Origin of the sequence: Streptomyces sp. Ac-502, assembly GCF_045222935.1 — a bacterium.
Lineage (GTDB): Bacteria > Actinomycetota > Actinomycetes > Streptomycetales > Streptomycetaceae > Streptomyces > Streptomyces monomycini.
On sequence record NZ_JBHFFO010000001.1, the window covers coordinates 5,145,355 to 5,163,248 of the forward strand.

Annotated in this window: 14 protein-coding genes and 2 pseudogenes; 9 read left to right on the top strand and 7 right to left on the bottom strand. The window is 70.1% G+C overall.

What is annotated here, in order from left to right; all coding sequences use genetic code 11:
* Positions 1-418: 418 nt before the first annotated feature.
* Both ACEXOX_RS23185 and ACEXOX_RS23190 read right to left on the bottom strand, forming a co-directional pair.
* Complete coding sequence (locus ACEXOX_RS23185) at positions 419-820, bottom strand: hypothetical protein (RefSeq protein WP_406522962.1); 402 nt, start codon at positions 818-820, stop codon at positions 419-421.
* Positions 817-1,965: a hypothetical protein gene (locus tag ACEXOX_RS23190; RefSeq protein ID WP_406522964.1), complete on the bottom strand. Its 1,149-nt coding sequence runs from the start codon at positions 1,963-1,965 to the stop codon at positions 817-819. Before ACEXOX_RS23190 ends, ACEXOX_RS23185 begins: the two co-directional genes overlap by 4 nt.
* A gap of 746 nt (positions 1,966-2,711) precedes the next feature.
* On the opposite strand from ACEXOX_RS23190, the gene ACEXOX_RS23195 reads away from it, so the two are divergent.
* Positions 2,712-3,059: a hypothetical protein gene (locus ACEXOX_RS23195; RefSeq protein ID WP_406522966.1), complete on the top strand. Its 348-nt coding sequence runs from the start codon at positions 2,712-2,714 to the stop codon at positions 3,057-3,059.
* 160 nt (positions 3,060-3,219) lie between these two features.
* Here the strand turns inward: ACEXOX_RS23195 and ACEXOX_RS23200 are convergent, their stop codons facing one another.
* Positions 3,220-5,304 (bottom strand): asparagine synthase-related protein, encoded by a 2,085-nt coding sequence (locus ACEXOX_RS23200; protein WP_406522968.1) that lies wholly within the window; start codon positions 5,302-5,304, stop codon positions 3,220-3,222.
* 937 nt (positions 5,305-6,241) lie between these two features.
* Between ACEXOX_RS23200 and ACEXOX_RS23205 the strand changes: the two genes are divergently transcribed.
* The 7 genes and pseudogenes from ACEXOX_RS23205 to ACEXOX_RS23235 all read left to right on the top strand — a co-directional run bounded on the left by ACEXOX_RS23205 (position 6,242) and on the right by ACEXOX_RS23235 (position 14,087).
* The gene (locus ACEXOX_RS23205; protein WP_406522970.1) at positions 6,242-7,708 is read left to right on the top strand and encodes an MFS transporter; all 1,467 of its coding nucleotides are present in this window, start codon (positions 6,242-6,244) and stop codon (positions 7,706-7,708) included.
* Between the two features lie 308 nt (positions 7,709-8,016).
* Positions 8,017-9,234: an L-2-hydroxyglutarate oxidase gene (gene lhgO / locus ACEXOX_RS23210; RefSeq protein ID WP_406522972.1), complete on the top strand. Its 1,218-nt coding sequence runs from the start codon at positions 8,017-8,019 to the stop codon at positions 9,232-9,234.
* Between the two features lie 269 nt (positions 9,235-9,503).
* Positions 9,504-10,305: pseudogene (trmB, locus tag ACEXOX_RS23215) on the top strand (tRNA (guanosine(46)-N7)-methyltransferase TrmB).
* A gap of 28 nt (positions 10,306-10,333) precedes the next feature.
* Positions 10,334-11,653 (top strand): PrsW family intramembrane metalloprotease, encoded by a 1,320-nt coding sequence (locus ACEXOX_RS23220; protein ID WP_406522974.1) that lies wholly within the window; start codon positions 10,334-10,336, stop codon positions 11,651-11,653.
* Positions 11,654-11,895: 242 nt separating this feature from the next.
* The gene (locus ACEXOX_RS23225; RefSeq protein WP_406522976.1) at positions 11,896-12,894 is read left to right on the top strand and encodes a DNA cytosine methyltransferase; all 999 of its coding nucleotides are present in this window, start codon (positions 11,896-11,898) and stop codon (positions 12,892-12,894) included.
* 21 nt (positions 12,895-12,915) lie between these two features.
* Positions 12,916-13,080: pseudogene (locus tag ACEXOX_RS23230) on the top strand (DNA cytosine methyltransferase); the annotation flags it as partial.
* Positions 13,081-13,142: 62 nt separating this feature from the next.
* Positions 13,143-14,087, top strand: coding sequence for a DNA cytosine methyltransferase (locus ACEXOX_RS23235; RefSeq protein WP_406522978.1), 945 nt, complete (start codon positions 13,143-13,145; stop codon positions 14,085-14,087).
* Here the strand turns inward: ACEXOX_RS23235 and ACEXOX_RS23240 are convergent.
* The 4 genes from ACEXOX_RS23240 to ACEXOX_RS23255 are packed head-to-tail and all read right to left on the bottom strand — an operon-like array spanning position 14,077 to position 17,253.
* Positions 14,077-14,982 (bottom strand): DUF6339 family protein, encoded by a 906-nt coding sequence (locus ACEXOX_RS23240; protein WP_406522980.1) that lies wholly within the window; start codon positions 14,980-14,982, stop codon positions 14,077-14,079. The genes ACEXOX_RS23235 and ACEXOX_RS23240 overlap by 11 nt on opposite strands.
* On the bottom strand, positions 14,979-15,959 hold the full coding sequence (locus ACEXOX_RS23245) for a hypothetical protein (RefSeq protein WP_406522982.1): 981 nt from the start codon (positions 15,957-15,959) through the stop codon (positions 14,979-14,981). The genes ACEXOX_RS23240 and ACEXOX_RS23245 overlap by 4 nt, the downstream gene beginning before the upstream one ends.
* A complete protein-coding gene (locus ACEXOX_RS23250; protein ID WP_406522984.1) occupies positions 15,956-16,522 on the bottom strand; it encodes a hypothetical protein in 567 nt (188 codons plus the stop codon). Before ACEXOX_RS23250 ends, ACEXOX_RS23245 begins: the two co-directional genes overlap by 4 nt.
* Complete coding sequence (locus tag ACEXOX_RS23255; protein WP_406522986.1) at positions 16,465-17,253, bottom strand: hypothetical protein; 789 nt, start codon at positions 17,251-17,253, stop codon at positions 16,465-16,467. Before ACEXOX_RS23255 ends, ACEXOX_RS23250 begins: the two co-directional genes overlap by 58 nt.
* Before the next feature lie 305 nt (positions 17,254-17,558).
* Between ACEXOX_RS23255 and ACEXOX_RS23260 the strand changes: the two genes are divergently transcribed.
* Entirely contained in the window at positions 17,559-17,891 is a 333-nt protein-coding gene (locus tag ACEXOX_RS23260; RefSeq protein ID WP_406526696.1) for a hypothetical protein, read from the top strand.
* Positions 17,892-17,894: the final 3 nt, after the last annotated feature.

Below are 17,894 nucleotides of genomic sequence, written 5' to 3' on the forward strand. Positions count from 1 at the left end.
TTCGGCAAGGTGCGGCGTGGCGACGAGGTGCCGACGTGGCGACGGGTCGGTTCCGTGACGACGGGGCGGCCTGTAGCGGAGAAACGATTCCGCAGCGGCGGGCCGGGCGAGGCGAGGCGAGGCGACGGAACGCTACCGTAGCGACGGTACGTGCCTGTATCGGCGGGCCGCCACCGTAACGGTGCCCCGCCACCGCCCCGACGACCCGCCACCGTAACGACGCTCCACCCCCGCCCCGACGTACCCAGTGCCGGTTCGCGCGGGACTCTGCATCGCTCGGCCGCCGTGACCCAGCGAGGTGAAGGAATGAGTTGGATGACCGGCGGCGAGGAAGGGCAGGCCGGTATTGCATTTTCGGTCCTCGCCCCTATGCCCGGGCCCCTCCGCTCGCCCTGGTGAGGGCGTCCGGAGCCGGTTGTCAGTGGGCGGGTGCAGCGGCGGGCTGCCTGTTGGTGGGGCGTTGTTCGATGATGATGTCCACGCCGCGGGCGCGCTGGTGGTAGACCGGGGCAAAGCCGGCTCGCGTAAGGGCCTGCTGCTGGGCTGCGGCGGTGCGGGCGGCGGCTTGGCGGGCGCCGCCCGACAGGTGGGTGCAGTCGATGTGCCACACCCGGGAGGCGTGGTTCAGACGCTGCTGCAGTAGGGCCGGGTCGGCGGGCAGGTTGTCCAGGGCTCCGGTTGCGGCGGCGGTCTGGGCCCGGCCCACGTCGGGGCGGTTGGTGAAGGCCTCTTCGAAGGCTGTGGCGATCAGGCCGCACCGGGCGCCGTTGAAGAGGACGGCGTCGCCGGGGGCGGCGCGAGTGCTCAGCGAACTGATCACGGCGTGGGTCTCCCACTGGCGGCTGTCCACCTGGCGTATGGCCTGGTGGGACACGTACATGGGCACGGCCGCAAGGAGCGCGAGCAGCAGTTGCTGGTACGGGGGATGACGGTTGCGGCCAGGGCGAGCAGCAGGGCCAGGGCAGGCAGGCAGAACAGCAGGTAACGGTAGGCGAAGAGAGGGTGGCCCAGGGAGACGGCCAGGAGGAGCAGCGGCGGCACGGCCAGCCAGGGCACGCCGACCGCCAGGGCCAGGGACGGGGCCCGGTGCCGACGCACGACGAGGAGGGCCAGGGCGGCGAGGGCGGTGCAGGTGAGCAGGAGTCTCAGCGCGGTGGGCAGGGTGCCCTGGCCGGGGGACAGGAGCCAGGTGAAGTAGTTGAAGGGAGTTCCGGCGGTGACCGGTGCGGCTTCGCCCACGGCGGAGCTCTGGGCGGCGGCGAGCATCAACAGCGGAGCGACAGCGGCGACACCTGCAGCCGAGGCCAGGAGCAGGCGAACGATGACGCGGCGGCCGGGGCGGTGCAGAACGACGGTGACCGCGTGGGCAGCCACCAGCAGCAGTCCGATGAGGTTGAACCAGCCCAGCAGGGCGATCAGCACGGCGTAGGCGGCCAGCCACCGCCCCCGGGCACCGTTGGACAAGATCTTCACCAGGACACCCGTGGCCAGCACCGCCACCGCCATGACGAAGGCGAACGAGCGGGCCTCTTGTGCGTAACGCGACGCGGTCGGCAAAACGGCGAGCACCAGCCCTGCGTACAGCCCCAGCCGCCGGCCGCCGAGCAGCCGCCCCAGCCACGCCAGACCGGCGGCCGCGACGGCCACCGCCACCGCGGACGGCATCCGTGCCGCTTCCCAGTAGAGCCCGCCGTTCATCTGCCCGACCAGCCACATCAGCACATAGTGCAGACCGTGGACCGCGTCGACCCGCCCCAGCAGCTCCATCATCTGCGGCCAGGACCGCCGCGCCACGTCCATGGTGACGATCTCATCGGTCCACGGGGAGGGATACCACGCCCCCCAGATACCGAGGACGAACGCGACCACCGGTGGCACGAACCCGGCCACACGGCTGAGCAGGGCGCGGACGACGGATGCGCCGGGTATGACCGGCAGGGCGGGCTGGGGTGAAGTGGCCGTCACAGTGATGCTTTCTCCGCTGGTACTCCGTGCACCGGACGGCGCCGGGACGAGGGCGAACCGCATCGTGTGTGACGTCGAGCAGGAACACCCCTACGGTCGGCACAGTAGGTGAATCGCGGGCCTAATGTCCAAAAAGTGCGTTTCTCCTGAGGGGGTACAGCGCCGCGTACCGGGCAGCAGGCGACGGGCTGCGCACCGGCGTCCGGGCGGGCGGCAGCAGCCGTCTACTACCAGCTCACCCTCAAGTTGGTCGGCGGCCGGCCGCCGGAGGAACGGCCCGGCCAGGTCGCCGTCGTCACACACGGTCCGGGCGGCTGGAGCGCCCCCACCGGTCTCCAAGGCACCACCGGCACCGGGCCCGGGCTGGCCACTGTCGGAACCGGCACCGCCTGCGCGGTCCGCGGCGAGGACGGCGGCATCCACCTGTCCCGCCGCACCGCTTCCGGATGGAGCGGCTTCACCAAGGCGGCCAACCACGGCACCCTCTCCACCCCGGCCCTCGCCGAGGTCGACGGCGTACTGCACCTGGCCGTCCGCAGCGGGCAGGACACCCTCTACGTCTTCCCCGCCTCCGGCACCGGCTGGGGCGCCCCGTCCTCCTTCCCGGAAAGAGCGCTGCCGGCCCCGCCCTGGCCGTCCGCAACGGATCGCTGCACTGCGCCGTCCGCGGCCAGGGCGACGACCGCGACATCTACTTCACCTGGCGGACCGGCGACTCCTGGCACGCCTTTTAGACGGTCCCGAACATGCAGAGCAGCCACGCGCCGGCGCTGGCGGCCGACCCGGACAACAGCGAGGGTTCCCTCTACCTCGCCGCGGTCGCCCTCGACGGCCAGACCTACGTCACCGCCCACAACGGCTCCGCCTGGAACCGGCCGGTGAAGGTAGGCGGAGTCACCGACTGCGCGCCCGCCCTGGCCGTCATCAACAGCCGGCTCCACTGCGCCGTGCGCGGCCTGGACTCCCGGATCTGGGTCGCGTCCCTCGGCGCCACCTGGGGCTCGTTCGAACCCGTCCCCCACGCCTCGTCCTGGTCGGCCCCCGCCATCACCGCCGGCAACGGCACCGCGTACGTCGCCTACCAGAGCACCTGATCACACCATCACCGCCGGGAACACGGCCACGCACGGCCGCCCGGTGATCGCCGCGGCCGGCAGGCGATCACCGGGGAACTGTACGGTCGACGCCCATCCAGAGCTGACATATGCGGAGTCAAGCCGTACGCCGGGCACCCAGCAAACCCGGCCCGCCCCCTCAAAGGCTCTGCCGCGGCGACACCCCGCCCGCCACGGCTCGCTGGCGGGGTGCGGCTGTGCCGGTCCAGCAGGTGCCGCGGCGGGCGAGCAGGCGGCGCAGCCAGAGTTCGGTGGAGACGAGTTCGGCGAGCCCGTCCAGGGGGAGCGGGGCGCCTTCGGCCGCCGCTCGCAGGGCCTTCCGTACGACCCGTGCCTCGACCAGCCCCGCGTCGGCGAGCAGCGGTGCGTCGAAGAGGCCGACCACGTCCCCGATGGAGGTACGCAGCCCGGCCCGTACGGCTGCCGCGTGCGTGATGTGGGACGTGGCGCCCCAGCCCGACGGCAGGTCGCGGACGCCCGCGCCGGACAGGACGGCACGCAGCACGGCCGCCCGCGCCCCCGGCTGGACGCGCAGGGTGTCCGGCAGCGCCCGGCAGGCCAGTACCACCTGGTTGTCGAGGAAGGGGGCGTGCAGGCGTTGGTTGCGTACCTCCACGGCCTGTTCGAAGATCCGGTGGTCGGCCGCGTGCCGGGCCAGCGCGGCGCGGGCCCGGCGTTCCCCCGGACGTCCCACAGTGGGCGTCCGGACGGCCGCGGCATTCAGCCGAACCGATACTTCAGCCAGCGCCTCCCCCGTGAGCCACCGTGCCGCGGGCCCGGGCCGGCACCAGGAGAGCGCCGCCAAGGACGCGTCCACCGCCCCGCCGCCCGCCACCGGGTCGTCGCTGAACTGCCGCTCTCTCAGGCGCGTCGCCGTGTCGGTAATGCCCGCCCCGTATGGCGTACGGGCCAGCTTGCGCGCGGCCCGGTAGACGGTGAACGGCACCAGCGCCGACTGCGACAGCGGCCCGTCGGCCTTGGCCAGTGCCGTGACGGGCCGCAGCAGATGGCGTCTGCGCCGGTCCAGGAGCAGGTCGGCGAGGCGGGCCGGGTGCGCGTCCAGGACCTGCCGCGCACCGGCGCCCACGAGGTGGTCCGCGCTGCCCGCCAGCAGCCGCCGGCGGTGGCGTCCGGCCGTGATGAGCGACGGCCCCGGTTCGTCCGTGAGCGGCCCGCCCTCCAGGTCCGCGTACGGGAGGGATTCCTCACCCGCCGCGACGACGACGTGGTGGAGGCGCGGATTGGCGGCAATGCTGCGGGCCCGCTCCAGCTCGGCCTCGCGGTACGGGCGGCCCCCGTGGGTGGCACGGTCGTTGAAGGTGACGGCCAGAAGGCGCTCCCCGCGCCCGTTGACCGTGCCGGGCACTCCGGGCAGTCCGGCCGCGAGCAGCGCCAGGGTGGCGGAGGCGCTGCCTCCCGAGAGGTCGGCGCCGACGCCGGGGGCCGGCGCGCCGCGCGCGGCCCGTCGTTCGGCCGGGCCCATACCCGGGACGGGCCCCGGGTCCAGGCCGTTCAGGCCGTCCGGGTCCGGTGCGTGCCGGGGCCCGGACAGCCGCGCCCGTACGGCTTCGACCAGCGCGTCGCGCACGCCGTCGACGGCCTGCTCCGGCGGCAGTTGAGGCGCGGCGACGGCGAGCGACGCCGTCGGCTCGTAGGAGGTGATCTCGCAGCTGCCCCCACGGAGGACGAGCGCATGGCCGGGCGGCACCCGTCGCACTCCCTCGTACGGGGTACCGGCGCCGAGCGCCTCGGGCGCGTCCGGGCAGGCCAGCAGCGCGGCCAGGTGCCCGACGTCGAGGTTCGCCTCGATCAGGTCGGCGAGCGGGAGGGCGGCGGTCGCGTACGCCGTACCGCCCGCCCACGGGGTGTGGAAGACCGGCCGCGCGCCCGCCAGGTCACCGGTGACCGTCACGCGCCTGCCGACCTGGACGACGGCCGTGTAGCTGCCGGGCCAGGCGGTGAGGTGGCGCAGCGCGCCCCCACGGGCCGCGAAGAGGCCCACCCGCAACTGGTCGTCGGTGGCGCCGCAGACCCCGAAGACGGCGAGCCGGGTCTCGGCGTCGGCCTGGACGACGCGCACCTCGTCGGCACGCCAGTCGCCGACCGCCCACAGGGGATCGGGGTCGCCCCACAGGAGCTGGGCGCCTACGGGGAGGACCGTACGGGCCTCCTCGGTGGGGGCCGGTCCCGTGGCGGTACTGCTCCACCCCACCAACCAGCGCATCGCCGCCTCCACCCTGTTCGCCGCCGCCGGGCGGCCCCCGTCCGTCCGCCCGGGCGGACACCCGCCCACCTCAGGATCGCCCTGACGGTCGGCAGGGTGGACCGGACCGCCGCCCCGCACAGCGGATTGCCAAGCCGTTGCCAAGCTGTTGTGCGGACCATGCTGCCACGACAGCGGCCTTCGGGAGGCGCCGAGGAGCGCCTGGGCGTGGGGGTGTTCGGAAGACGTTATCGAGCGCGGGTGGGGCGGGCGGACCGGGTGGGCCGGGCGGATCGGGCGGCTTGGGCGGACCGGACGGCCCGGAGGTGGCGGGTTCGAGGGAGCCCCGTACGCCCCGCGCCCCGTCCCCCTTCCATCCCCCGCTCCCGAAAGCAAACCCACCTGCATCGATTTTCAGCCAAAATCTGTGCGCCCAAGCCCAGTTGGCCCGATACCGGCCAGCGCACCCGAAGCGCGGCCGATCACCCGTCAACCGCCCCCTCGGGCCGCCCCTCCGACCCCCCGGACACGCCTTCGGGACGCCGCGCCGAACGGCCGGGCTCCCTCCCGGACGCCGCCGCGGCCGAGCAGGCACCCCCAAGCCGTCCCGGCGGGCCCTCCCGCACAATGCGACAGTCCGGGAGGCGGGACTCGCCCCCGGACCGGACCGCCACCCGCGGGGAATGAGGTGGCGGTGTCCCCCAGCCCACTGGATCCAGTGCAGCGGGCCGACCCACGCAGGTCCCATGGAAGCGCTCCCGCACCAACCCGGCCAGCGCGCACACACGGGCGCACGGCAACACGTACCCGGAGCACATGCCAAACCCCCTACGGACGCTTGGACTTGAAACCCGCCATCCGGGACATCGGGCCTTAACGGTAGGGATTCGGCGAACTACTCTGGGTGGACGCGTGCCCCGGGGTACCGGGGCTGCCGTCGCTGTGTCGAGGGGTGCGCATGTCAAGGGATATACGCGGGCCGAACGAGAAGCTCGGCACCGTTCTCGCCCTCGCGGGGATCAGCAATGCCGGACTCGCCCGCCGGGTCAACGACCTGGGGGCGCAGCGCGGTCTGACGCTCCGCTACGACAAGACGTCGGTGGCCCGGTGGGTGTCCAAGGGCATGGTGCCGCAGGGCGCCGCGCCCCATCTGATCGCGGCCGCGATAGCGGGCAAGCTCGGCCGCCCGGTGCCGCTCCACGAGATCGGCCTGGCCGACGCCGACCCGGCCCCCGAGGTGGGTCTGGCCTTCCCGCGCGACGTGGGCGCCGCGGTCCGGTCCGCGACCGAGCTGTACCGCCTCGACCTGGCCGGACGCCGCGGTGGCGGGGGCATCTGGCAGAGCCTGGCCGGATCCTTCTCGGTGAGCGCGTACGCGACACCCGCCTCGCGGTGGCTGATATCCCCGGCCGACAGTTCCGTCGCGCGCGAAGCACCTGACCTGCGGGAAGTACGGGACGGCAACGGCGCGACGGGCAAGGACGGCGTTCCCCACGACCCCGCGCCCCAGCACGTCGGGCACAGCGACGTCACCAAGCTGCGGGAGGCCGCCGAGGACGCCCGCCGCTGGGACTCCAAGTACGGGGGCGGCGACTGGCGCTCCTCGATGGTGCCCGAGTGCCTTCGGGTGGACGCGGCGCCGCTCCTCCTCGCCTCGTACAGCGACGAGGTGGGCCGCGCGCTCTTCGGGGCGACCTCCGAACTGACCAGACTCGCGGGCTGGATGGCCTTCGACACCGGGCAGCAGGAGGCGGCCCAGCGCTACTACATCCAGGCCCTGCGCCTGGCGCGAGCCGCCGCCGACGTCCCGTTGGGGGGATATGTCCTGGCCTCGATGTCACTCCAGGCGACCTACCGCGGCTTCGCCGACGAGGGCGTCGACCTGGCGCAGGCCGCCCTCGAACGCAACCGCGGCCTGGCCACCGCCCGCACGATGAGCTTCTTCCGCCTGGTGGAGGCCCGCGCGCAGGCCAAGGCCAACGAGGCGCGCGCCTGCGAGGTGGCCCTGAAGGCCGCCGAGGGCTGGCTGGAGCGCTCCCGGGAGGGCGACCCCGACCCGTCCTGGCTGGACTTCTACTCGTACGAACGCTTCGCCGCCGACGCCGCCGAGTGCTACCGGGACCTGCGGCTGCCCCGCCAGGTGCGCCGCTTCACGGAGCAGGCGCTGTCCCGCCCCACGGAGGAGTACGTCCGCTCACACGGGCTGCGGCTGGTCGTCTCCGCGGTGGCCGAGCTGGAGTCCGGCAACCTGGACGCGGCGTGCGCGGCCGGCACCCGGGCGGTCGAGGTGGCCGGCCGCATCTCCTCGGCCCGTACGACCGAGTACGTACGCGATCTCCTGCACCGCCTCGAACCGTACGGTGACGAGCCCCGCGTCGTGGAGCTGCGCGAACGGGCCCGGCCGCTGCTCGTGGCACCGGCATAGGGCGCGGGCGCGGAGACAGCGGGTACGGCGACGGGCACGAAGACAGCACGGACACGGGTACGAAGACGGCGGGCACGGTGATGGGCACGGACACGGGTACGGAGACGACCACGAGGGCAGGTACGGAAACGTACAAGTGTGAGTACTGATGCGAACGTGATTCTGGGTACGGATGCGGGCGTGATTCTCAGTGTGCACACGGGCGGGGGCCCGGGGACGTACGCGCCCCCGCCGCTCTCCCGGCCCGTTGTCAGTCCCCCGCGTCATGATGGGATACGTCTGATTCCAAGGGTTCCAGGGGAGGTGCTGTGACGGCGTACGACTGCGACGTGCTGGTGATCGGTGCCGGCATCGTCGGACTCTCGACGGCCTACGCGATCACGCGCGCCGCTCCCGGCACCCGTGTGGTGGTCCTGGAGAAGGAGCCGGGCCCCGCCCGCCACCAGACCGGCCGGAACAGCGGCGTGATCCACAGCGGCATCTACTACCCGCCCGGCTCCCTGAAGGCCCGCTTCGCGCTCCAGGGCTCGGCCGAAATGATCAAGTTCTGTCTGGACCACGACATCCCGCACGAGGTCACGGGCAAGCTGATCGTCGCCACCGACCGCAGCGAGCTGCCCCGCCTGCACAGCCTCATCCAGCGCGGCCGGGAGCACGGCATCCCGGTCCGCGAGCTGGGCCCCGCCCAGCTCGCGACGTACGAACCGGAAGTCAGCGGCCTGGCCGCCATCCATGTCGGCACGACCGGCATCGCCGACTTCGGCGCGGTCGCCCGGCGCTTCGCCGCCCTGGCCACGGACGCGGGCGCCCGCATCGCGTACGGCAGCGAGGTCACCACCATCGGCCGCCGCCCCGGCCGGGTCGCGGTGCGCACCTCCGCCGGCACCGTCTTCCGCGCCCGCACCCTGGTCAACTGCGCCGGCCTGCACTGCGACCGCATCGCGCGCCTGGCGGGCGACGCGCCGGGCATGCGCATCGTCCCCTTCCGCGGCGAGTACTACACCCTCGCCCCGGCCCGCGCCTCCCTGGTGCGCGGCCTGGTCTACCCGGTGCCCGACCCCGCCTTCCCGTTCCTCGGCGTCCACCTCACCCGAGGGATCGACGGCTCCGTCCACATCGGCCCCAACGCCGTCCCCGCACTCGCCCGCGAGGGGTACGACTGGCGCACCGTCCGTCCCGCGGAACTGGCCGGCACCCTGGCGTACCGCGGCTCCTGGCACATAGCCCGCCGCCACTGGCGCTACGGCACCGGCGAACTGCACCGCTCCCTCTCCCGCCGTGCCTTCACCGAAGCGGTCCGCCGGCTGCTCCCGGCCGTCCGCGAGGAGGACCTGCGCCCCGCCCCCGCCGGCGTCCGCGCCCAGGCCGTCCTGCCCGACGGCACCCTCGCCGACGACTTCCTCATCACCGAGACCCCGTCCGCCGTCCACGTCCTGAACGCCCCGTCCCCCGCGGCCACGGCTTCCCTGCCGATCGGGAGGGAGATAGCCGGGCGGGCGCTGGCGATGCTGGAGACGACGGGCTGAGACCGACGGGCTGAGACCGACGGGCTGAGACCGGCCGGCGGGCGGCCGACACCGAGAGCGGCCCGCGACCGCCCCATGCCTGCCCCCCACTCCCGCCTCATCCCCACCGCCCCTCTCCGCCACTTCCCCGCCCGTAGAATCGACCCACTGTGTCCGAGAACTCCGCCGCCCCGGCCCCCACCCCCGATCCCGGCCCCGCCGCCCAGCCCGGCCCGGCCGCCGAGCCCCGCCCTGCCTTCACCCCCGCCCCCGGCTGCGGCCCCGACGCCGTGCACTCGGGCGAGCGTCCCGGGCAGGGCGACGCAGCGCCGGCCTCGGCGCACCAGCAGGCGTCCCGCCCCACCCCCAAATCGATGTTCCCCGACGGCACCGGCCCGGCGGCCGACCCGGCCGGTTCGCACCACGAGCGGCGGATCCGTTCCTTCCAGCCGCGTCGCAGCCGGGTCTCCCCGGCCAGGCGGACGCCCTGCGCCGCCTGTGGCCCCAGTGGGGCCTGGACATCGACGGCCTCTCCCGGATCGACCTGGACGAGCTCTTCGAGGGCCGCCCGGTCGTCCTGGAAATCGGCTTCGGCATGGGCGAGGCCACGGCACAGATGGCCGCCGCCGACCCGGACACCGGCATCCTCGCCTGCGACGTCCACACCCCGGGCCAGGGCAACCTGCTCGGCCTCGCGGAACGCAACGGCCTGTCCAACATCCGGGTGGCCAACGGCGACGCGATCATCCTGCTCCGCGAGATGCTCGCCCCGGCCTCCCTCGCCGGCCTGCGCGTCTACTTCCCGGACCCCTGGCCCAAGAAGCGCCACCACAAGCGCCGGCTGATCCAGCCCGAGTTCCTCTCCCTGGTCACCACGCGCCTCGCCCCGGGCGCCCTGGTCCACTGCGCGACCGACTGGGAGCCGTACGCCGAGCAGATGCTGGACGTCCTGTCCGCCGAGCCCACCCTCGCCAACGAGCATTCCGGCTACGCCCCCGCCCGGACTTCCGCCCCTTCACCAAGTTCGAGGGACAGGGCCTGGACAAGGGCCACGTCGTCCACGACCTCCTCTTCCGGCGGCTCCCGGCATAGTCCACCCCGCGCTGGTTAGGGTCGATGGGTGAATCCGCCGCAGCCGCCTCCGCTTCCGCCGAAACCGGCGTACGCGCCCGATCCGCGCCACGCCGCCCCCGCCGCGTCGCCCGCGGCGGCGCAGTGGCACTACACACCGCGCCGCCGCCCGGCGCCCTGGCACAGCAAGACGGCACGTGCCGTCGCCCTCTTCTCGCTCCTCGCCCTCTCCGGCGTGATCATCCTGGCGATGGTCCGCCAGCAGACCGGCACCCAGGGCTTCCTCGTCGGCCTCGGGCTGGCGGTCTTCCCCGTACCCGTCCTCATAGCCGGCTTCTGCTGGCTGGACCGCATAGACCCCGAACCACGCCGCAACCTGCTCTTCGCCTTCGCCTGGGGCGCCTGCGCCGCCACCCTCGTAGCGCTCCTGGCCAACGGTTTCGCGACGAACTGGCTGGAGAACAACCTCTCCACCCTCTCCCCCGACGACGCCAAGACCTGGGGCGCGACCGTCTTCGCCCCCGTCATCGAAGAGACCGTCAAGGCCGCTGCCGTCCTCCTCCTCTTCCTCTTCCGCCGCCAGAACTTCGACGGCATCACGGACGGCCTCGTCCTGGCCGGCATCACGGCCACCGGTTTCGCCTTCACCGAGAACGTTCTCTATCTGGGCAACGCCTTCGGCCAGGACCAGTCCCTCGGCCACACCGGCCTCGACTCCCTGACCGCCGCGACCTTCTTCGTACGCATCATCCTCTCGCCGTTCGCCCACCCCCTCTTCACCATGCTCACCGGCCTGGCCTTCGGCATAGCCGCGACCAGCTACCCCCACCGCCGGCCACTGCGCCTGGCCCTGCCCTTCGTCGGCCTGGCCACCGCCGTCCTCCTGCACGCCATCTGGAACGCCGCCACCACCCTCGGCGACCTCGGCTTCATCACCGTCTACGGCCTCTTCATGCTGCCGGTCTTCGCCGCCCTGACCTGGCTCGCCGTCTGGACCCGCCACCGCGAACTCCTCGCCCTGCGCACCTACCTCCCCCCGTACGTCACCACCGGCTGGCTCTCCCCCACCGAACCGATCTCCCTGTCCTCCCTCAAGACCCGCTCACTGGCCCGCGACATCGCCCGCCGCACCCACGGCCCAGCCGCCGCCCGCGCCGTAACCGAATACGCCGCCCTGGCCACCTCCCTCGCCTTCCTACGCCGCCGAGCCCACCGCACGGGCCCCACCCCCGACTTCCCCACCCAGGAACGCGCTCTCCTCCACCACTTGTGGCAAATCAAGCCAATGGCTCATCCGCCTCTGCTACAGGCGCTACATGTGACGCATCGACCGCAATACGTGACGACACGCCCGCCAGCGGAAACGTGAAGGCGCCGCCACCGTTCTCGGTGATGCCACAGCAACCTCGGAGCTCTCGAATGCCGCACGAAGAGTCACGAAATCAATGCGGCGAGTTGACGACGGAGTGTCCATCACCCCTTCGCAACCGACCAAACTGTCGCCGCCGCACGGAATTCTGGCGCAGAATTGACATTGTCACACGAAGCACCTTCAACCGTGTCCAGAAGTCACGTAGGTTGGCGAGGCCCACCAACATTCAAGGAGCGCGAATGTCAACCGCCAGTTCTCTGAGGTTCCTGGAAGTATGCGCCGGTGCAGGCGGCCTGGCACTCGGCCTGGAGGACGCTGGCTTCGCGCCTGCAGGGTTGGTGGAGAACGACGCCACAGCGCTCGAAACTCTGAACATAAATCGCCCCTCCTGGCCATTGATCCAGGCAGATCTCAAAGAATTCGATCCGGTGAATCACCCTGCGGCCCTCGATGCGGACCTGCTCTCCGCCGGTACTCCGCGAGTAAAATCCACCGCAACGGTCAATCGCGCAAGCGATGAAGTCGAAAGAGAACTGGTAGCTGCAGCCCTCTACCTCGTTGGGGCGATCAGGCCCCGGGCGGTACTCATCGAAAATGTGCCAGGACTGGTCGGCAAGGACGAGTACGCGGCGGTACGCGGCGAGATCGAGGATGAGCTGCATCACCTCGGCTTCCGGCTCTTCTCAGCAGTGCTCAACGCCTGCGACTTCGGTGTTCCCCAGGACCGCAAACACGGGTTCTTCGTCGCACTCCGGGACCCCTGGGCCAACGCGTTCTCGTGGCCGGTGCCGGTCGACGGCCCTGCCCCGACCGTGGGAGACGTGCTATACCGATCGATGGCCACCCAAGGCTGGGAGCATGCCCCTACCTGGGCAGCCCGCGCCCAACGCGTTGCCCCGACCCTGGTAGGAGGATCGGACAGGCGGGGTGGGCCGGACCTGGGCCCCTCGCGCGCGAAGAAGATCTGGGCCGAAATGGGTATCAACGGCGGCACCGTCGCTGACGACGTGCCCACAGCAGGTACCCCCTGGGACCTCGACGGAGACGTGAAGGACCTGCCTGCTCTCACCGTCTCTCAAGCTGCGCTGCTGCAAGGCTTTCCCTCGGACTGGAGGATCGCCGGACGCAAGACGCGTGGCTACCGCCAGGTCGGCCAGGCCGTGCCCCCGCCCCTCGCTGCGGCTGTCGGGCGACAGATCGCAGCCGCGCTCACCACTTCCCTGTCCGACGGTAGCTGAGCACCGTCTAAGATCTCACCTATGAGCGCCGCCGACCACTCCGACACCATCAACATCGTTGATCTCTTCGCAGGTTGCGGCGGTTTCACGCAAGGGTTCCATGAGTACCGCCCCGACGGGGCCACCGAGCCGGCCTTCCGTTCGGTGGCCGCGGTGGAGCACGACGTAGCTGCTGCTTCCACCTACGCCCTGAACTTCGCGGGCGAGGCCGGCGGGGCGGGCCACATCCACGCGGGCGACATCGAGGAGTGGGAGCCTGGGCCACAGGAAGTCGATGCCGAGGTGATCCTGGGGGCCCTCCTTGCCAGGGCTTCTCAGGCCTCGGCAAAGAGGACGCGAACGATCCACGCAACAAGCTGTGGCGCGAGTACTCCCGCATTGTGAACACGATCAAACCGAAGCTGTTCATCGTCGAAAACGTGGACCGCTTTCTACGGTCACCCGAGTTCGCCCTCCTACATGCGGCCACCGAAAAGCCGGATGGGATTCTGAAGGACTACGTGCTTGCTCAGCACGCGGTTCTCAATGCCGCCGATTACGGTGTCCCCCAGGCACGGCGTCGCGCCATCGTGGTTGCTGTGCGACGCGACATCGCCGCTCCGGCCGACGTGTCGTACCCCGAGGCGACCCACGCCAAGAATGCAAGCGGTTTCCTCCCTGGTGCCGGGCCGGCTCCGTGGGTGGCAGTAGGACCATCGGTCTTCGCTCATACAGCAACGGAAACCCAGACGACCGAACTCCCCGAGGGCACGTGCAATCCGCTGGGCAAGGAGCTTCCGGGAGCGTTCCGAACTACGCAGCTGCATTTCGGCAGAAACCCGACACAGCTTTCCCAGGATCGCTATCGAGCTATTCCGGAAGGCGGGAACAGGCACGACCTGCCACGCAATCTCTCCACGGAGAAGTGGCTGGCGCATAAGAACGGTTCGCACGACGTCATGGGCCGCATGTATTGGGACCGGCCATCCGTAACCATCAGGACGGAATTCTACAAGCCGGAAAAAGGTCGCTACCTGCACCCCCGGGCACACCGCCCCATCACACACTACGAGGCAGCCCTCATTCAAGGGTTCCCTCCGGAATTCCTGTGGTGCGGAAGCAAAATTCAGATCGGCCGACAGATCGGCAATGCGGTGCCTGTCGGCCTTTCCCGAGCACTGGCCAAAATGGTCTACGAAACCCTCAGGCCTTGACTTCGTCCTCCTGGTCGACGCTCTCGTCACTCGCTTTCTTGCCACGGACTGGAGCGGTCGCGAAAAGTCGTTCGAACCAAGTGGTCAGTTTTTCTGTCGAGCGGTCGGGAACGTCGCCGTCCCTGGGCCCTTCCGGCAGGGAGCTGGGGCTCCACAAAAGGTCGGTTTCCGCCGCGTGGATCCACTCCCGGACCGCCTCGTGATCGCGTGGTTCATCGGGCGCCAGAGCTTCGTACACCAACGTGCTGCCCGCCGCGCCGGCCGCCTTGACGAGGCCGTTCACGTCCCGCCCGGTGCGCACTACACCCTTCTTCAACAGTCTCACCAACGCTTGAGCCGACGGACGGTGATTGTTCATTTCCAGCCGTAGCGCAGTGTTGAGAACATCCTGATTGGCGCAGGACACAACCACTGGTTCGTAATTGTCACTGTTCCGGAAGAGCTCGGCAGCCCACCAGAGCCGTGAGACCCCCTGAATGTCCCAACGTCCACTGAACCTGGCCGCCTGGCCAACCACCATACGTCCACTCTCGACCCTGCCCCAACGCCAGCGTATATAGTCGGGGGCGACTCTCAGAGCGATAAAATTCCACATTCCCGATTCGGTGGCTTCCGCCCTGGTCATACGCAGGGTTGAATGCAGGCGAGGGGCCAACCAGGCATCGGAGAGGGTCGGGCGCTGCCCCTCGAACCTCTCCAATACTTCGTCGAAAAGAGAGCGAAGCTCTGCAGTATCCCAGCGCGGCGAATCGTCGAAGACATCTTCAGTCCCGTTCGCCAATACTGCCTGGGGTAGCGGCGCCCCCTTGACGACACTCGGTGTCAATACCTTGTTGGCGACGGAGTCCGACAACCTCCCCAACTTGTCAGGAACTTCCGGACTGCTCACGCTCACGCCTTCTCCTTCTTGCTCGCCATGCGGCGCAGGTCCCGCAGTGCCGTTGAAACCTTTCTGGACTTACGGGCGTGCGAACCGGCGCCGTGCATCAGCCGGCGCTGCAGGTCCCCACCGTTCTCTCCCTCCACGCGTCCCTCGACCAACTCGGCCAGCGCGTCTTCCGGGGAAAGGGATGGGTAGAGGTCGGGAATCATTCTCCGCAGTACGTCCTCGTGCCATCCGCCAGGCCACTGCGCCTCACCGTCGACCACATCGCACGCGTACACAGCCGCGTTGAACATGGCGTTCCAAGCCTCTGAGGCAACTTGTGCGGACAGCAGCTCACGCACCAACTTCTGCTCCGGAGTCGATGCGTTCTCCAGCACACCTTGCAACCCGTCCACAGAAGAATTGAGGTAGAGGACGGGTTCACCGGCCTCCGAATCGATCAGCCAAGGATCGTCACGATACTCCTTGAGGTGATCGTTGAACGGATCCGTGAAATCCAACCACTTGATCCTGATCGAGCGCTCCGGAGTAGGACGCTTGGTCTCGAAATCGACGTTCCAAGGGACTTCCGCGCTACCCACCAGGCGCCCTTCGACCCCTCCGACGGAAGCCACGATGCGCGCAGTGATCTGGCTCCGACCGACGTGCTCGTCGCGAGACAGCTCCACCTCTCCGACCCAACGCCCCAGCCCGGCGGGGCGGAGACGGAAGGCCTGATAAACATTCGCGCGTTGGTTGGTGACCACTGCAAGGCACAGCGGGTCCTCCCAGGGGCCGGCGGCAAGTTCGGCGCCGTCGGCTGACACCGACACCCTCATGCGGATGTCGGCCCAACGCTGCCTGGACTCCTTCAGGTCCTGAAGAGCGACGACCTGATAACGATCGCTGATTCTTTCCAGCCCGATGGGAACGTTGTCCACCGCGACCTGGTCGATCCGTAGGCTGATGTCACCGCTGAGGATCCGATAAGGGAAGACCGTCTTCACGCCAGGTCCTCCTTCGCACGCCGTATCTCCACCATGACCTGCGACATCCCTGCTTCCACAGGGTGGCTCTGCACTGCCGTCACCCCTCGGAACTTGCCTTGGGTCGCTCCCTCACGGAACAGAAGATTACCGAGCGGCGTCAACTCACAGTCCTCGACAGGAGTCACAGCTTCCCACTCGACCGCGACGGGTCCCGACGAGCGCATCAGGAACTTGGGAATTGATGTCAAGATCCACGGCTCCTCCTGCTTCGGCAATTTGACAGTGACGTCGACGGCCCATGCGCCGAACTCGTCCACGGCGCCCTCGATGGCCTTGATCGTGGGGAACCCCTGTGTGCGGGACGCCTTCGGGGCGTCCAGGCGCAACAGCTCGCGCAGCACCTCCGGCCCCGTGTCGTGACTCTCCTCGTCGACCGCCCCTCGCAGCACCTCTCTGACCTTCTGCTCGGCCGCCTTCTTGAAATCGATGATCTTCTGGCGGGCACCGCGCTCGTACGTGGCGGTCAGGTCTTCCGTGCCTTCCCAGTCGTTGTGGTCCGGCGGCTCCGCGGTACGCAACATCTGCTCGGCCGCTTCGGCCTCTTGCGTCCCCTGCGTGTCGCCGTACCGGCGAGAAGCACGGCCTGGAAATGACGGTGGCCCAGGGGTAGGTCGCCGACCCTCTTGTACTTGACCACCATCCGTGTCGCGCGCATGTAGGCGATGGTGTCCGGCGCTTCGTCCTCCTCCTCGGTCGGAGTGACAAGCAGCACTGCTTCGTGTGTGCCCGCGTCCCCGCTCCCGACCGCGTCCTTCCTGCGCCGGAGCTCAAGAGGCACCGAGGCCTGCAACACCTGGGACCGATCGGTGAGTTCCTCGACCGTCGTTCCGTCGAGGAACGCCCGTACAGCGCGGGAACGCGCCGGTTCCCGCTCGAACGGATCGATGATCTGCTCGCTCCTCACGGACACCCCGTTCCGGAACGCAGCAACCGAGGCCCGCAGTTTGGGCCCCTCGTGGTTGCCCCCGACCATGGACGCCCAGAAGTTGCGCGACAGGCTCGCCACCAGTCGTTCGTACATGTCCTCGACGTCCTCGGTCTCTCCCGATCCGTCGTAGACCCCCACCACGAGCAGCGACGTGCCCGGCGACGCGTCGGAGCGCTCCAGATGAAGGCGCTCCGCCGCCTCCCGGTCCCCCCACCAGGAGCGGGCTGTGCTCTTGCGTTCCGGATCGGCCACACCGAACCAGCCCGGACCCGCAAAGTCCTTGCCGTCCAGGGTGTGCCACGGCAGTTCCAGCCGCCCCGCCATACGACGTTCGGTGCGCCCGTCCTGAGCCTCCGACAACGTGCTGTTCACCAGCACCAGGCCGAAACGGCTGGCGGCCCACAGCGCTGCCTTTCCGAGCCCGTAGGACCCCCCTGCGTACCGGCCTTGCCGCTGTCGAGCGTACGCCGTACCACTCGGGCGAACCGCCCGTCCTCATACTCCGGCCCCGTCAGTCCCGCCGCGTTGTGGTCATCGATCCTCAGCAGTACGAGACGTCGCGAGCGCTCCAGCTCCTGGAGCCCGTCCCGCAGGACCCTACCCACCTTCTGCCGAACATCTGCAGCAGCATGGAGGTGCTTCTCGATGCTTTCCCAACGCAGCGCATCCATGAAGTCGCTCATGTGGGCACCCGTGAGTTCGCGCAACTCGTAACGCACCACGACCGGTTCCTCGTCGGAGAGGCGCTCGTCGAGACTGTTCTGGGTCGCTTCCCGCGCCAGCACGTCGAGGCTCGCCGCGAAGGCGAAGTTCGCCGCGTTGCCACCTTCCCGCCCCCGTCCTCGGGGGCCGCCCGGAAGATCCAGTCCAGCTCTCCCGACGCGGACGTGGGCTCCCGCCGGGCCACGGCGTCGTCCACGGACACCCCCAGGGCATCCGCGATCGCCGCGATCTTCTCGTAGCGC